The organism is Sulfitobacter sp. BSw21498, assembly GCF_006064855.1.
Classification (GTDB): domain Bacteria; phylum Pseudomonadota; class Alphaproteobacteria; order Rhodobacterales; family Rhodobacteraceae; genus Sulfitobacter.
This window is the reverse complement of the sequence record NZ_CP040753.1, coordinates 2084788-2100755: the sequence shown is the minus strand read 5'-3', so window position 1 is coordinate 2100755 and position 15968 is coordinate 2084788. Positions and strand designations below refer to the sequence as shown.

At 59.0% G+C, this 15968-nt stretch carries 14 protein-coding genes; 5 read left to right on the top strand and 9 right to left on the bottom strand.

Going from position 1 to position 15968, the window contains the following annotated elements:
* The first annotated feature begins 49 nt into the window (after positions 1 to 49).
* The gene (locus E5180_RS10165) at positions 50 to 2002 is read left to right on the top strand and encodes an AsmA family protein (RefSeq protein ID WP_138924278.1); all 1953 of its coding nucleotides are present in this window, start codon (positions 50 to 52) and stop codon (positions 2000 to 2002) included.
* Positions 2003 to 2161: 159 nt separating this feature from the next.
* The gene (gene trpB, locus E5180_RS10160; protein ID WP_138924277.1) at positions 2162 to 3388 is read left to right on the top strand and encodes a tryptophan synthase subunit beta; all 1227 of its coding nucleotides are present in this window, start codon (positions 2162 to 2164) and stop codon (positions 3386 to 3388) included.
* A gap of 48 nt (positions 3389 to 3436) precedes the next feature.
* On the opposite strand, the gene E5180_RS10155 is transcribed toward trpB, so the two are convergent.
* The 8 genes from E5180_RS10155 to trpA form a co-directional block, all read right to left on the bottom strand.
* Positions 3437 to 4018: a DUF4893 domain-containing protein gene (locus E5180_RS10155; protein WP_138924276.1), complete on the bottom strand. Its 582-nt coding sequence runs from the start codon at positions 4016 to 4018 to the stop codon at positions 3437 to 3439.
* A complete protein-coding gene (locus E5180_RS10150; RefSeq protein WP_138924275.1) occupies positions 4018 to 4407 on the bottom strand; it encodes a DUF2237 family protein in 390 nt (129 codons plus the stop codon). Before E5180_RS10150 ends, E5180_RS10155 begins: the two co-directional genes overlap by 1 nt.
* The gene (locus tag E5180_RS10145; RefSeq protein ID WP_138924274.1) at positions 4404 to 5576 is read right to left on the bottom strand and encodes a serine hydrolase domain-containing protein; all 1173 of its coding nucleotides are present in this window, start codon (positions 5574 to 5576) and stop codon (positions 4404 to 4406) included. The genes E5180_RS10150 and E5180_RS10145 overlap by 4 nt, the downstream gene beginning before the upstream one ends.
* A 67-nt stretch (positions 5577 to 5643) precedes the next feature.
* A complete protein-coding gene (locus E5180_RS10140) occupies positions 5644 to 6678 on the bottom strand; it encodes a DUF2332 domain-containing protein (protein ID WP_138924273.1) in 1035 nt (344 codons plus the stop codon).
* Positions 6675 to 7397: an aminoacyl-tRNA hydrolase gene (gene pth / locus E5180_RS10135; protein ID WP_138924272.1), complete on the bottom strand. Its 723-nt coding sequence runs from the start codon at positions 7395 to 7397 to the stop codon at positions 6675 to 6677. The genes E5180_RS10140 and pth overlap by 4 nt, the downstream gene beginning before the upstream one ends.
* 152 nt (positions 7398 to 7549) lie before the next feature.
* Positions 7550 to 8197 (bottom strand): 50S ribosomal protein L25/general stress protein Ctc, encoded by a 648-nt coding sequence (locus E5180_RS10130; protein WP_138924271.1) that lies wholly within the window; start codon positions 8195 to 8197, stop codon positions 7550 to 7552.
* A gap of 227 nt (positions 8198 to 8424) precedes the next feature.
* Positions 8425 to 9591 carry an alpha-hydroxy acid oxidase gene (locus E5180_RS10125; RefSeq protein ID WP_138924270.1) on the bottom strand — a complete coding sequence of 389 codons (1167 nt, stop codon included), beginning with the start codon at positions 9589 to 9591 and terminating at the stop codon, positions 8425 to 8427.
* 98 nt (positions 9592 to 9689) lie between these two features.
* Entirely contained in the window at positions 9690 to 10481 is a 792-nt protein-coding gene (gene trpA, locus E5180_RS10120; RefSeq protein ID WP_138924269.1) for a tryptophan synthase subunit alpha, read from the bottom strand.
* A gap of 177 nt (positions 10482 to 10658) precedes the next feature.
* Here trpA and E5180_RS10115 point away from each other — a divergent pair, with 177 nt between their 5' ends.
* Together E5180_RS10115 and ychF are read left to right on the top strand one after the other, a co-directional pair.
* Complete coding sequence (locus tag E5180_RS10115; protein WP_138925188.1) at positions 10659 to 10850, top strand: hypothetical protein; 192 nt, start codon at positions 10659 to 10661, stop codon at positions 10848 to 10850.
* A 59-nt stretch (positions 10851 to 10909) separates the two neighbouring features.
* Positions 10910 to 12007 (top strand): redox-regulated ATPase YchF, encoded by a 1098-nt coding sequence (ychF, locus tag E5180_RS10110; protein ID WP_138924268.1) that lies wholly within the window; start codon positions 10910 to 10912, stop codon positions 12005 to 12007.
* Between the two features lie 343 nt (positions 12008 to 12350).
* On the opposite strand, the gene E5180_RS10105 is transcribed toward ychF, so the two are convergent.
* Complete coding sequence (locus tag E5180_RS10105) at positions 12351 to 13421, bottom strand: tyrosine-type recombinase/integrase (RefSeq protein WP_138924267.1); 1071 nt, start codon at positions 13419 to 13421, stop codon at positions 12351 to 12353.
* A 1253-nt stretch (positions 13422 to 14674) separates the two neighbouring features.
* Here E5180_RS10105 and E5180_RS10100 point away from each other — a divergent pair.
* A protein-coding gene (locus E5180_RS10100; RefSeq protein WP_138922942.1) for an IS3 family transposase occupies positions 14675 to 15834 on the top strand; the annotation gives its coding sequence in 2 pieces (ribosomal slippage) (positions 14675 to 14924 and positions 14924 to 15834; 1161 coding nt in all).
* Positions 15835 to 15968: the final 134 nt, after the last annotated feature.

Sequence of the window (15968 nt, the reverse complement as noted above, 5' to 3'; positions counted from 1 at the left end):
CCATGCAAAGGGTCTGGGAAAGGCCTCGCATCGGGCAAGGAGACGGGCAATGAAGTGGATTTTTCGGGCAATTGGCATTCTGTTGCTGATTTTAGCGGTGGCCGCGGGGTCGCTGTTTCTTTTGCCTGCCGATCGCATTGCGCGAATCGCGGCGGATCAACTGCACAACCTGACCGGCCGCGAGGTCACGATTACGGGCGATGTAGGCCTGACGTTCTGGCCTGTGCTGGGGGTGACCGCAGGCGGGCTTGAAGTCGGCAACGCAGATTGGGCCAAAGACGGGGCGATGTTGTCTGCGGCCAATGCGGCGATTGGCGTCGATGCCATGGCGCTGCTCCGGGGCGAGATCAAGATCACTAACATCGAAGCCCAAAGCCCCACGATCCGGCTTGAGCAGCGGCGTGACGGCCGCGCGAGCTGGCAGTTCAGCGATGGCGGCGGTGCCGCGTCAATCGAAACCGCGCCCACAGCCCCCGCCCGCAGCCCGCGCCCGCTGACGATCCAGCGGCTCGATATTACCGACGCGACCTTGATCTATGATGCCGAAGGTGCCGATCTGGTGCGTTTCGCAGGCGTCGACCTGTCGCTCGATTGGCCTGAACGTGCGGGCAAGGCCGTGATCAAGGCCGCGCTGCGCCCTGCTGCGGATCGCGTGACGATCGAAGCGACGATTGACCGCTTTGACCAATTCCTCAACGGCGACATCCGCCCGCTGCGCGCCCGTGTCGACACCAAAGGCGGTGGCGTCACGCTGGCCGGTCGGGCGGGGTTGAGCGGGGCGGTTGCAGGTGACTTGTGGTTCAAGACGTCGAATACAGAGCGCTTCCTTGCTGCTTTAGGGGCAGGTGCCGTCGCGCTGCCGCAAGGCCTGGGAAAAACGACTGATATAAAGCTCGACTTGACGCTGACGCCGGACCGGCGTTTGGCCCTGCGCGATGTGGTGGCTGATCTGGGCGGCAATGCGTTGACAGGTGCGGCAGATATTACGCTGAACGGCACGCCGGATGTGAACGCGCAATTCAACGTGGGCACGCTGGACCTGACCGGATTTGCACGAAGCGACACCAGCGGCAGTCCCGCGCCGGCATCGGGCACTGCAGCACCTGCGCCTGCATCGTCGCCGGGCTGGTCAACCGCGCCGATTGATGCCTCCGCGCTGGCGGGGTTTAACGGCGAAATCGCGCTGCGGGCGGACAGCATTGATCTGGGCACGCTGTCACTTGGTGCAACGCGTGTGCTGCTGCGCAACGACCGGTCACGACTGGTGGCCGAACTGCGCGAGATCAGAGCCTATGCCGGTGTGATCAGCGGCGAGTTCGTGATCAACAACCGCAATGGCCTGTCTGTGGGCGGCGCGTTGAATGCGCAATCCATCGCCATGCAGCCGTTGCTGCAGCAAACCGCTGGGCTGGGCCGGTTCCATGGGGCGGGCGATGCCGAAGTATCCTTCCTTGGCTCTGGGGCGTCGTTGAACGCGATCATGCGCTCGCTCAGCGGATCGGGGGCGGTGAATGTCGGGCGTGGCCATATCGACGGCATCGATCTGGACGCGCTGATGGGGAACTTTGATGCCGAGGGCGGGACGACTGTGTTTGATTCACTTGCGGCGACATTCGACATGGATCAGGGCGTGCTGCGCAATGATGACCTGCTAATGCAGCTGCCTAACTTTACCGCCACGGGAACGGGGCAGGTGGGGTTGGGGGCACAGACACTGGATTATACCGTTACACCCAAGGCGCTGCAGGTAAACGGCGATCGCGGTCTGGCCATTCCGGTGCGCATCTTCGGGCCGTGGGCCGCGCCCCGGATCAAGCCGGATTTGCAGGCGGCGGTCGACATGAACTTTGCCAAAGAAAAAGAAAAGGCCCGCCAGAAGCTGAACGAAAAACTTGAGGAGGAGCTTGGCGTGTCGCGGCAGGACGGGCAATCGGTCGAGGATGCGTTGAAGCAAAAAGTCGAAGACGAGCTGCGGCGCGGTTTGTTCAAGCTCTTCGACTAGGGGCAGATGCCTCGGCGGTCGGAAACGTCAACGAGATACGCGCTTTTCCGCAGCGTTTTGCAGGTGGCGGGCGGCGCAGACACGTTGCCGCCCGCGCCCCGTCTTTACCTGCCGCGGCGGGGGCGTTAAGGCTGGTCGCCAAGCGCAAGGAGCACCTCCATGGACAATGATCTTTTCAACTCTTTCATGACCGGCCCTGACGAAAATGGCCGCTTTGGCGATTTCGGGGGGCGGTTTGTGTCGGAAACCCTGATGCCGCTGATCCTCGAGCTCGAGGCGGAATATGAAAAGGCCAAGACGGACGACATCTTTTGGGCTGAAATGAACGACCTGTGGACCCACTACGTCGGTCGCCCCAGCCCCTTGTATTTCGCAGAGCGTCTGACCGATCATCTGGGCGGTGCCAAAGTCTATATGAAGCGGGACGAGCTGAACCACACCGGCGCGCATAAGATCAACAATGTGTTGGGCCAGATCATTCTGGCGCGTCGCATGGGCAAAAAACGGATCATCGCGGAAACCGGTGCGGGCCAGCACGGTGTGGCCACTGCGACCGTCTGCGCCAAGTTCGGTCTGCAATGCGTCGTTTATATGGGTGCGCATGACGTTGAACGTCAGGCCCCCAACGTGTTCCGCATGCGTCTGCTTGGGGCCGAAGTGATCCCCGTGACGTCTGGGCGTGGCACGCTGAAAGACGCGATGAATGACGCGCTGCGCGATTGGGTGACCAACGTGCGCGATACCTTCTATTGCATCGGCACAGTTGCCGGCCCGCACCCCTATCCCGCCATGGTCCGCGATTTCCAATCGATCATCGGCAAGGAAGTGCGCGAACAGATGGATGCCGCCGAAGGCCGTCTGCCCGATACGCTGATTGCGGCGATTGGCGGCGGGTCGAACGCGATGGGGCTGTTCTATCCGTTCCTTGACGACAAAGACGTGAACATCATCGGCGTCGAAGCAGGCGGCAAGGGTGTGAACGAAAAAATGGAGCATTGCGCGTCGCTGACCGGTGGCCGCCCCGGCGTGCTGCACGGCAACCGCACCTATCTGTTGCAGGATGACGACGGGCAGATCCTCGAAGGCTTCTCTATCTCCGCGGGTCTAGATTACCCCGGTATCGGGCCTGAACATTCCTGGCTCCACGACATTGGCCGCGCGCAATATGTGTCGATCACCGATAAAGAAGCGCTTGAGGCGTTCCAGCTGAGCTGCGCGCTCGAAGGGATCATCCCCGCGCTCGAACCCAGCCACGCGCTGGCGCATGTGATGAAGATCGCGCCAGAGCTGCCCAAGGATCATATCATCTGCATGAACATGTGTGGGCGCGGCGACAAAGACATCTTTACCGTCGCCAAGGCGCTTGGTTTTGACATGAAAATCTAGGCGATCAGAGGGGGCGGTTCATCGCCCCCTTTGCTTTTTGGGCTGCCTTTAGCGGGTCAGTTCCAGAATATCGAAATCGCTTTCGACCACAGGTGCAGGAAACATCAGCCGCGCACGCTGGTTGTTGACGCGTTCAAACACCGCCACATCAGGCTGCACCGTGCCATCACCGGCAAACTCGGGTGGCAGCGCGTTGTAAGCGGGGGGCGTCTCCCCCGCGACGTAACCCACGCCCGCATAGATCGCTTGCCCGTCCCGCAACGTGATGAACCCCATAGTGCGCTGCGATCCGCTGAGCTTTTCGAATAAATAACCGTTGCCCTGAAAGGTCAGGCGGCATTTGAACGGGCTATAGACCACCAGCGCCGGCATTCCCCCCAGCTTGATCGTGCGGCAGGACCAATCCCCTGCTAGCCCTTCGTCAAAGGCGACCTGCGGCGTGCCGGAAAGTGCGCCCGCCAGCGCGGAGAGGTCCTCCGCGCTGGCGCTCTGGAGCGCTTGCAGCAAGGCGTTGCCCGCGACGGCTTCGAGCCGGTCAAGACGGAGTTGTTCCTGCGGGCGCAGCGCCTCTTGCGCAATTGCGGGCAGTGCCCCCAGCATCGCGGTCAGGGTCAAGGCATACCGCAGCATCAGTTGCCCCCTGACTCAGAGGTCAGCGCATGGGCCTGCAGCACGCGCAGCGGCACGATATCCAGCGCGCGCTGATGGGTCGCCTCAAGATGGACCAATGGCCCGCACCCTTCGTCGGCGGCCTGCAGGAACCGTCCCGCGCATAGGCACCACGCATCCCCCGCAGACAGTCCGGCAAAGCCGAATTCGGGGCGCGGGGTGCTCAGGTCGTTGCCGACATATTTGGAATAGGCCAGAAACTCGGCCGTCATGATCGCGCAGACCGTGTGGCTGCCCTGATCGGCGGCACAGGTATTACATGACCCGTCGCGGAAAAAGCCCGTCACAGGGTCGGTGCCACAGACGGCCAGCGGGCCGCCAAGGATATTGATGCTGTGGTCAGGTGTCATTTGCCCCCCAAGGCTGCGCTGATCTGGCGGAAGATGGCGATGTTCTGATCGCTGACGCCCGCCTCGCGGAATTTGCGGTCGGCGGCATTTGTCGCGATCACCACCCCGTCGGCGCGGTTGATGTAGATGTATTGACCATACACACCGCGGGCCATGAATTCACCCTCTGTCGCACCCTGGGGGATCCACCACTGGTAGCCATAGCTGATTTGTCCCTCTGACGTCGGGGCCGAAGGCGCGGTAGAGGCGGCGACCCATTCCGCTGGCACGATCTGCTGACCGTTGTAGCGCCCGTTTTGCAGGAACATCTGCCCCATGCGGGCATAATCACGGGTGGTGAGGTTCAATCCGCCCAGCACAAACGCCACGCCTGCGCCGTCGGTGACGTAATAGGGGGCGTGTTCCAGCCCCATAGGTGTGATGACCTTTTCCGACAAAAGATCGGTGACAGACCGCCCCGTCGCCCCCCGCACGACCATGCCGATGACGTGGGTGTCGATCGACACATACTGCCACTGGCTGCCCGGTGTGGTAAACGTATCCTTGAGGCCTGCGGTAAAGTCGTCCAGTTCTCCGCCAAGTGCGAGGGCGCGGCCCATTTTGTTGATGTCCGAATCCGGGTCCAGATAGTCTTCGTCAAAGGTGACGCCGCTGGCCATGTTCAACACGTTGCGCAGGGTCGCCCCGTCGTAGGCGGTGCCTTTCAGGTTGGGCGCATAGGTCGTGACCTGATCCTCAATCGAGGCGATGGCCCCTTCGTCCAACAGGATGCCTACAAGGGCGGAAAGGTAGCTTTTGGCGACCGACCAGCTGATCCGCAGGTCATCTGGCTGGGTGCCCCTAAAGTAGTTCTCGTAGACGATCTGCCCGTCCTTCAGCACCACCAATGCCGTCACATCCCGCGCCTCGATCCAATCGTTGACCTCGGCGGGTGGCGCGTATTCGGCACCGTAAGACAGCTCTGCCGTGGGGCCATCGCCGCGCGACAGGGGTTTGGACAGAAAGGCCGCGTCCATATGGCTGAAGTTATGCACGATCTTGTCTTCGGCAAAGAGCGAATTCACCGCCAGCAGCCGCGTGATCTCTTCGCGTTTCCACAGTCCCACAACGACCATAGCCACGACAAGAGCCAGTAAAATACGGCCCAGCCACTTCCCGAATGTGCGCATGAAATCCTCCCTGATATGCGGGGGTACCCAAGCACGAAGGCTGCGGTGGTGCCAGATAAACTTGGCGTCAGCCGGTGTAGGTCCAATCGATCCAGCGGCCGTGAAAATCGACCCGCGCCAAGGGCAGGGTGATGTCACCAGGCCAGAGCCTTAGGGTCAACGCGGCCCCTTTCAGGCCCGAGCCGTCTTGCTCCATCGACAGCCACGCCAGCGGGCGGTTGCGTGTGGCGCGTTTGCCGGCGGCCTCTATCAGGGCCTTGCCGCGGGCCTGTGCGTCCTTGGGGAAATATTGCCAAGCGACGGTGTGCTGGATCAGATGCAGGCAGCCTTCGGGGGATTTGGGCAGCGTGCGCGCCAGCCAGTCTACCGCATCACCGCCTTGCACCTGCGCCGCCATGACCGAAGCAGCCGTCCGGGTCAGCGTCAGCCGGTCGGGTTGGTCCGCCCAGATATAGGACATCAATCGCAGCAAATGATCGGGCCGCGTGGGATCAAGGGGGTTCAGGTCGACGCCCTTGCGCTTTTCTATCTGCGGCGTGATCGCTGGCGGCAGCTTGCCGCTCCAGTCCGGAGACAGCAGGATCGTTGACATATTCGGACCGTACCGGTGCCCGTCGATCTCAAGCACGAAGTGGTCCCACATCAGGTTCAGCCCGCCGCTGGCCCCCAGTTCGGACAGCCGGATCGGCAGGTTGAAATGCTGCGCAGCGACGCGGGCACCCGCGATCAACGCGGCAGAGCGTCGGACCTCGTTCGTCTGCGGCGCGCTGTCGGTCCAGTCAAGCAGGAAGGCTTCGTGCGTGGTGATCGCGTCGCGCACGGCCTCTGACAAGGCGGCGTCGCTGGCCTTATGGGGCGGGTAAACGGCGATCAGCGCAGGCGCTTTGCGTTTCAACACCAATGCATGCAGCCCGCCGGCGATGCGCAGCGGCAGCGAGGCACCAGAGGGCCCGATATCCCCCTCAAAAGCTGCGAATTTGCGGCCAAGGGCTGTTTCTGCGGGCCAGTCCCGCGCCAGCACGCGCATCAGCTGCCCCATGAAGGGAGAGTCTAATGCGATGCAATGGTCTGCCTGCTGTTCAAAGGCGGCTTGCAGTGTCATTTGAACCGGTCCAGTAGCTTTTGCATCGGGTTGCGCTCGTCTGATTTGGCGGCAGGCTCGGGGTGTGCCGCTGGTTGTGGGGGCTTTGGCGCTGCGGCTTGGGGGTTGGCCGGCGCAGCCGCCGGTTTCTTCGTGCCGGTACCAGATCGTGGCGGGGCGACGCGCAGGGCGACGGCGTTCATAAACTTCGCAGTGTCGCCACGTGCCAGTTCGGCTGCACCGTCACTGATACCGCGCAAAACATCATCCAGCCAGTCCTGGTCTGCCTTGGCAAAGTCGCGCAGCACATAGCCAGGGACGGCATCCTTGTGTCCGGGGTGCCCCACGCCAAGGCGCACGCGGTCATAGTCGGGGCCGATATGCGCATGGATCGACCGCAAGCCATTGTGCCCCGCATGCCCGCCGCCAGTCTTGCATTTTACCTTGCCGGGGGCGAGGTCGATCTCGTCATGCAGCACAATCACATCCGCCGGTTCAAGCTTGTGAAACCGCATCGCCGACTGCACCGACTGGCCAGAGTTGTTCATGAACGTTTCGGGCTTGAGCAAGACCACACGATCCGCGCCAATGCGTCCTTCGACCGTCAGCCCGTTATGTTTGGTTTTCCATCCGGCAAAACCGTGGTCCTGCGCGATGCGGTCCAGCGCCATAAAGCCGATGTTATGCCGGTTGCCCGCGTATTTCGCGCCCGGATTGCCAAGCCCTACGATCAGTTTCATGCGGACCCCTTATGATGGATAGAAACGTTTGTTTGGCCAAGGATAACAGACCGTAGAGCCAAACGAAATAACGCCCCAACGAAAAACGGGGCCGCCCATGGCGACCCCGTCTCGATCCAGCCGCACCCGTTGGCGCGGCGGATATAGCAGTATCAGTCTTCTTTGACTTCTGTTGCTGGCACTTCGTCTGCTGCAACGTCTTCGTCTTCTTCGTCGTCCTGGCTCGCCAGACCGGAAGGTGCGGAAACCTGAGCAATCACAAAGTCACGGTCGATGACCGGCTTGGAACCGTCTGGCAGCTTCACGCTCGAGATGGTCACGCTGTCGCCGATTTCCAGACCGGAAACGTCGATTGTGATGTGATCAGGGATATCGCCTGCGGTCACAACCAGTTCGACCTCGGGACGGACCAGCGTCAGAACGCCACCTTTTTTAATGCCGGGGCTGACTTCTTCGCCTTCGACTTCAACCTGGATGAAGAGGTTGATTTGGGTGGTGCGCTTCAGGCGCATGAAGTCGACGTGCGTTGGCAGGTCTTTAACAACGTGACGCTGAACATCGCGGCAGATGACGCGGACGTCTTCTTGGCCTTCGATTTTCATGTTGAACAGTGTCGCCTTAAAGCGGCCTGCGCGCAGCTTGGTCAGCAGCTTGTTAAAGTCCAGGTTGATCGGCATGGGATCAAGGTCACCGCCGAAAATAACACCAGGAACCATGCCGTTGCGCCGTGCTTGACGAGCGGCGCCCTTGCCTGTCCCCGTACGTTCGAAAGCTTCAAGATCAGGAATCTCGCCAGCCATTATAATCTCCAATATGTTTAGGGCGGACATCCTCCAAGGCTGTATGTCCGCGTGAAGTCGCGCATATAGACGGGTTTTGGCTTGCGGAAAAGGCTAAAACGCCGATTTTGCGCAAGTGTGACGTGGTTTGCGACCTTGGCGGGCAGCACCTCCGGCTATCTGCGCCCCCCTTCACGCGCCCCGCATAGCAACGGGGGCACGTGTATGTGGAAGGGGTGGCGTACGGATCAGGGCTGCCAGTCGCCCTCAAAGCCTTTTGGAATAAGCAGGTTATGCTTGCCCAACGCCGCGACAGAGGTCTCACCGCAAAGCGCCATGGACAGGTCCAGCTCTTTGTGGATCACCTCTAACGCAGAGGTAACGCCGGCCTGACCCATCGCCCCGAGCCCGTAGATGAACGCGCGCCCGATATAGGTGCCCTTTGCCCCCATCGCCATGGCCTTGAGCACGTCTTGGCCGGATCTGATTCCGCTGTCCAAATGCACTTCGATCTGGTCGCCGACCGCATCAAGGATCGACGGCAGTGCGCGGATAGAGCTGATGGCCCCGTCCAGCTGGCGTCCGCCGTGGTTGCTGACGATAATCGCATCCGCCCCGACTTTCAGCGCCATCCGGGCATCGTCCGCATCCAGAATGCCCTTGAGGATGACCTTGCCGCCCCATTGTTCCTTCAGCTTGGCGATCTTGTCCCAGTCGAGCGTCGGGTCGAACTGTTCAGCCGTCCAAGCGCCAAGATCTGCGGTATCGTCAACGCCGTGCACGTGGCCCACGATGTTACCAAAGCTGCGCCGCTTGGCCCCCATCATGCCGATGCCCCAGCTCCACTTTGTTGCCAGATTGGCGAGCGTTTTGGCGGTCAGCTTGGGCGGAGCTGACAGACCGTTTTTCAGGTCCTTGTGCCGCTGCCCCAGAATTTGCAGATCAAGCGTGATCACAAGGGCCGAGCATTTGGCATCCTTGGCGCGCTGGATCAGGCGGGCGACGTAATCTTCATCGCGCATGGTATATAGCTGGAACCAGAAGGGTTTTGTTGTCGCCTCTGCCACGTCCTCGATCGAGTTGATGGACATGGTCGACAGGGTAAAGGGCACGCCAAAGGCTTCGGCGGCGCGGGCGGCCTTGATCTCTCCGTCGGCGTGCTGCATGCCGGTCAGCCCAACGGGGGCCAGCGCCACGGGCATCGCCACATCCTGCCCGATCATCTGCGTCTTGGTGCTGCGGCCGCTCATGTCCACGGCGACACGCTGGCGCAGGCGGATCTGTTCAAAGTCGGTCGTGTTCTCGCGGAAGGTCTGCTCTGTCCAGCTGCCCGATTCCGCGTAGTCATAGAACATCCGCGGCACACGGCGTTCATGCAGGCGCTTGAGGTCATCGATGGTTGTGATCACGGGCATGATGGCAGGTTCCTATGTATTGGTCAGATGATCTAACCAATACGGCCCGTTGAAATCAATCGCTTTACGCTACGACACGTGGACGGCAGGCAGGGGCCTTAGGCCCGATGCGCACCATCCGCGAGCGATTTGACAAAGCTCAGCACGTCTTCAACCGGCAGCCCGTCTGCGATTTTGGACACGATAGCAGACCCGACGACGACGCCATCCGCGACACCTGCAATGGCCTCGGCTTTGGCGGGCGTGTTCACACCAAACCCGACGATTACGGGTAGGCCGCTGGCTTTTTGGATGCGTACGACTTCGGGGGCGACATCGCCCGCGTCCGCTTCGGCGGAACCGGTGATGCCGGTGATCGACACGTAATACACAAAGCCCGAGGTGTTCTGCACAACGCGCGGCAGACGCTTGTCATCGGTGGTCGGCGTGGCAAGCCGGATAAAATTCATTCCGGCGGCTTGTGCTGGCAAACAAAGCTCGTTGTCTTCTTCGGGTGGCAGATCCACAACGATCAACCCGTCGACGCCGGCCTTTTTGGCGGCTTCAAGGAAGGTATCCACGCCCTTGGAATAGATCGGGTTGTAATACCCCATCAAAACGATCGGCGTCGTGTCATCGTGTTCGCGGAAAGCAGCGGCAAGCGCCAGCGTCTTATCCAGTGTCATCCCGCCTTCAAGGGCGCGTTGCCCTGCCAACTGAATGGCGGCACCATCGGCCATCGGATCGGTGAAGGGCAGGCCCAGTTCGATGACGTCGACGCCAGCGCCGGGCAGGCCGCGCACAATCTCGAGCGATGTATCAAAGTCTGGGTCGCCGGCCATCACATAGGCAACAAAGGCTTTCTTGCCTTGGGATTTCAGGTCAGCGAATTTGGCGTCGATACGTGTCATGAGGGCGGCCTTTTTACGTTACCCTGCTGCAATGCCGAATATATCGCGGGAAATCAATCCAACTCCGCGGGTGTGCTTGGGGGATTTTCTGAAAAACTTCTCGGCAAGGCGCTGTTTTTATGCATCTACGCGAGGCGCGGTCCTTTAAATTGCGCCACCCCCGCCTACATCAACGTCATGAATTATGTACTCGCCCTGCTGTTGCCGCCGCTTTCCATCCTGCTGACAGGACGGATTTTTACGGCGATTGTCGTTTTCCTGATCTGGATTCCGGCTGTGATCTTTTCGGGCGGGTTGACCCATCCGATGTTCATCATCCTTGCGTGGATCCTGATTTATCAGACGCGGCAGGACCGGCGGATGCGCTAAGACTTGCGTAAAGTCAGTTGAAACCCTAGGACAACGCCAACTTATAAAGGATGCTTGTCATGGGCTTTAAGATGGGAATCGTGGGTCTGCCGAATGTCGGCAAGTCGACCCTCTTCAACGCGCTGACCAAAACAGCGGCAGCGCAGGCGGCCAATTTTCCGTTCTGCACAATCGAACCGAACGTCGGCGAAGTCGCGGTGCCGGATGCGCGCCTTGATAAACTGGCCGAAATTGCCGGGTCCAAGCAGATCATCCCCACACGGATGACGTTCGTCGATATTGCCGGTCTGGTCAAAGGCGCGTCCAAAGGCGAAGGACTGGGCAACCAGTTCCTTGCAAACATCCGCGAAACAGACGCCATCGCCCATGTGCTGCGCTGTTTTGAAGACGGCGACGTGACCCACGTAGAAGGGCGCGTTGACCCCGTGGCTGACGCCGAAACCATTGATACCGAACTGATGCTCGCCGATCTGGAAAGCATCGAAAAACGCCGCGCCGGTCTGGTCCGCAAAATCAAGGGCAACGACAAGGACGCAGCGCAACAAGACCGCCTGCTGGCCGCCGCGCAAGCCGCCATCGAAAACGGCAATCCCGCACGCACCGTCGACGTAGATGCCGACGATGCAAAAGCCTGGCGCCTGTTGCAGTTGCTGACTTCCAAGCCGGTGCTTTACGTGTGCAACGTTGGCGAATCCGAGGCCGCAGAAGGCAACGCGCTGTCCGCCAAAGTAGGCGAGATGGCCGCGGCGCAGGGCAACAGCCACGTCGTGATCTCGGCGCAGATCGAAGAGGAGATCAGCCAGCTGGAGCCTGAAGAAGCCAGCATGTTCCTTGACGAAATGGGTCTTGAGGAAGCCGGGCTTGACCGGTTGATCCGCGCGGGTTACGAGCTGCTGCACCTGGAAACATACTTTACCGTCGGCCCCAAAGAGGCCCGTGCCTGGACGATCAAGGCCGGCACTTCTGCGCCCAAAGCTGCGGGTGTGATTCACGGTGATTTCGAAAAAGGCTTTATCCGCGCTGAAACCATCGCCTATGACGATTTCGTCGGTCTGGGTGGTGAAGGCCCCGCCAAAGAGGCCGGCAAGATGCGCGCCGAAGGCAAAAGCTATACCGTCAAGGACGGTGACGTGTTGCACTTCCTTTTCAACACCTGATCCAAACCGGCGGGCCCGTCACAAACGGCCCGCCGGTTCCCTGCGAAACGATGCTGGCACCGCCCCTGACGTACCATCTGCGCAGATCGGCGCTCACGTGGGCGCATCACCCTGCGCGCACCCACAAGCAGCGATAGCCCCCGCATCCGGCTATAACGAAATTCATCCTATTTTCTTAGATTACCGCTTGTGCCCCACGGGTTTTCTTGGATATACGCGTCGACGGAGACGTGGCCGAGTGGTCGAAGGCGCTCCCCTGCTAAGGCCGCAGGCACTCTGGGTAAGCCGCTGAAATTCAGCGGCTTTTTTGTTGCCCTTAGGGTAGATTCCCAAATCTTGCCCATCATGGTTTGAACTCCCAGCCATGGGCCCGCAGCCGGTCACCCAGATCTGCGGTCGGATACTTGCGATAGCGCCGCGCCATCTCAGCATCGCTCCAGCCGCCCCGGTCTATCAGTCGGTCCTGATCTCCGACCATTGCGCTGAACCAAGTGGCCCATACATGCCTCAAACTGTAAAAAACAAGCTTCTCACCGTTCGCATCTACCTCAGGCAGACCCGCCGCTTCGCGGAGCTTGTGGAACTGTCGGATCACCGTGCTACCGCGCCGTCCGTCAGGGATTACCTCTTTGCCGCTGGTGGACAGGAACACCCGTCCCGTCGATGGCAGGTCACCCATCAGGTCCCAGGCCTTCTCTGGGAGCAGCAGCATGCGGGGGCGGTACGCTGTCTTCCCGGCGCCAACCTCATCGCCACGGATCCAGACCTCACCCGTCTGTCGATTGACGTCTTCCGCGCGCACGCAGAACATCTCACCGGGGGTCGCACCGCTGCCGAGCAGGAAAGCGATCATCTTCAACAGGCGGCGGTGCGGATCTCGGACAGTCTCTGGCGGGCTCACCGCCGCCCTGATGAGACGCTCGGCTTCTTCCGGCGTCAGAATGCGTTTGCGGACGTCGTCTTCATGGACCTCCGGACGAAGGCCCAATGCGTTGTTAAGTACCGCCTTCAGCGGTACGGACACTTGGCGACGCTTGGTCCCGGCCTTCCAATGCGGTTTTGAAAGAGCCACTTTGCATTGCTTGATCAGGAACGGGTCAATTTCATCGACCCGTAGGTTGTCGCCGAAGTAAGCGACGATTGGTCTGAGCTCTTCTTCATGAGCGCCAAATTCTGCGACATAGAGCTGAGCGGCCTCTCTGAAGGTTGGACGTGGGGAGAGCGCCCGCTCCCATGCAGCATCGTAAACCCCTTCCGCTACGAGCTTAGCTATTTTAATCTTGCTTGGATCGCAGACGCCCGTCGACCTCCGGTAACGGTGGCCTTCGACATAGAAGTCGTAGCACCACGAGGTTTCCTTCCAAAAGGGATGCCAGCAGGCTGGCGAGCCGTTGATGTTCTCGTATTTTCCCATTTAAGTATCTCCTTTATGGTTTCGATATGGTGTTGGTAGAAAACAATGTTTCCGCGGTGGCACGCTGCTATTTCGTAACTGGCACCATATTGTTTGCGGATCTTGAATAGAGTTCCAATTGAAATGCCCAAAACATGCGAAGCCTGTTGGCGATTTAACGGAGAATGGGTCCAATCAACCCAACGCCCGCAGCAGCCACAGGCCTTGGAGTCGTGATTTTTATGCGTAGGCATGGTTCAGTAGGCTCCTCAACTTGGCGGTGTCGAAGGACAAGCGCCTCGATATCTCGAGCAAGATGAAGCGCAAGAAAGTTGGCCTGTAAAGAAGGCAGTGCACCTTGCAATCGTTTGGAATAACTTGTTTTTTCCATTTTATAGAAAATCTAACGGATGGAAGTATTTGCAGGAAGAGGTTTCATAAAATCCCTCGATGGCGGAAATTTCTGGTACCGGATCCCACCTCATAACGTCGACAATTCGCCCAGACATGTGGTGGAAAAAACCGGTGCGATTGTCAGTATTGCTAAAAGGAAAATTTAGATCCCGCGCGCTCGGAAATTCATTTTTTCTAAAAGGAAAAAACATGCGCGAAAAAGTTTTTCTGGAAGTGAACTTAACAATGTCAAACTGTGCAAAACTTACGGGCCAGTAATAGATGAAAAATATGGAAAAATCATACTGGTTTGTATTGATGCGAAAATCTCTCTCAACTATATTTCCGATTTATTTCAATAAGAACGCCGATAAGGTTTGGAAACTTCCAACTTGATGAAGTCGCGGGAAAAACGGGGTCGACTTAAAATTCCAAAGTAGGGAAGGTCTTTCATTTTTCCCGGCAGGCCCTTGCGAAGCTGAAGTCTTTTTAGAAAGATGGTCTGAAGCTCTTGTCGGCGTCCGAGGATTTCGGAAGGTTTAGCGAAAAGACTTTTGTCTTTGTTCCTCTATTGAAAGATTGTAGCGGGCCTTTTTGGGTAATCCCCCCAGATGTAGAATGGAAAAAACTCAAGAGGAGGTGCATACTTTTTGCAGTCTGCCCTAATCGCTCGGCCATTGAGAGAGAACGTTTGCATGGAGCAGATTGAAGAGAAAAATCACCGACAAAAGCAACTAAAGTGAACGGCCGACATCACGGGATCGTGATCGCCAGCCAAGATCTAATTGGCTCACGAGCCGCAGTTTGCTGGAGATGACCTGCCCCCCGAAACTTCCCTCAGTTTAATGTAGAGTTTGCTCAACCTTCGAAGGAGCAAACAGATGCGACAGAGCCGTTTTACTGAAGCCCAAATTATCGGAATGATCAAAGAACAGGAAGCTGGCATGCCGACGGCAGAGGTGTGCCGCAGGCATGGCTTGAGTCCCGCGTCGTTCTACAAGTTCAAAGCCAAATATGGTGGCATGAACGTTTCTGATACTCATCGCCTTAGATCGCTGGAGGATGAGAACGCCAAGCTGAAGCGCCTTCTGGCGGACACGATGTTGGACAATGTTGTGTTGAAGGATTTGCTGGGAAAGAACTGACGACACCGAATGTGCGACGGGCCGCAGCACGCAAGGCAATGCGAGACCATGATATCTCGCAGCGCCGGGCGTGCAGGCTTGTCGGTGTCGATCCCAAGACCGTCCGGCGCGATCAGTCACCGGATAATCCAGAAGTTCGCGAAGAGATGAAAGCGATTGCCAGCAAGCGACGGCGCTTTGGCTACCGCCGGATCGGTGTGCTGCTGGAACGCAAGGGAAGGATCATGAACCACAAGAAACTGTATCGCCTTTATACTGAAGAAAAGCTGGGCGTTAGACGGCGCAGGGGCCGCAAGCGTGCGCGTGGCTCGCGGACACCAATGCCGGTTGCTTTGCGTCCTGGCGAGCGTTGGTCCTTAGATTTTGTGTCGGATACGTTCGGCGCGTCACGCAAGTTCCGCATGCTGGCTGTAAACGACGATTGTTGCCGCGAGAACCTCTGCTTGGTGGCTGACACCAGCATCTCGGGCGCTCGTGTCGCGCGGGAACTTGACGCGCTTGTCCGTATTTATGGAAAGCCTGCCTGCATTGTCAGTGATAACGGCACGGAGTTTACCAGTCGTGCGATCCTAAAATGGGCCGGTGATAACGACGTTGATTGGCATTACATCGACCCCGGCAAACCCCAGCAGAATGGCTTCATAGAAAGCTTCAATGGCAGCCTGCGCGACGAGCTGTTGAATGAGGAAATCTTCGATACGTTGGATGACGCCCGTCGCAAGCTGGCACTCTGGCGATACGACTACAACAACGTCAGGCCGCACTCATCGCTTGGGAACCAAACACCGGCAGAAGCTCGTCGAGCGCTTGAGCAATTTGAGGGCTCCGCGCAAGACGCGCTTGCCCAAACTGACGACGAAGAATATGAAACCCAGACCCGCAAACTCTCGTTATGAATGAGGGAGCCTCGGGGGGCAGGTCACCGCCTTTCACCCTTTGGCAGACATGCTGCGCTGCGGCTCGTCGAACCAGCCATTCGTGCATCGCGCGGCATACTCACCGCTTAAACGTCGGTCTGCGGACATTCCTG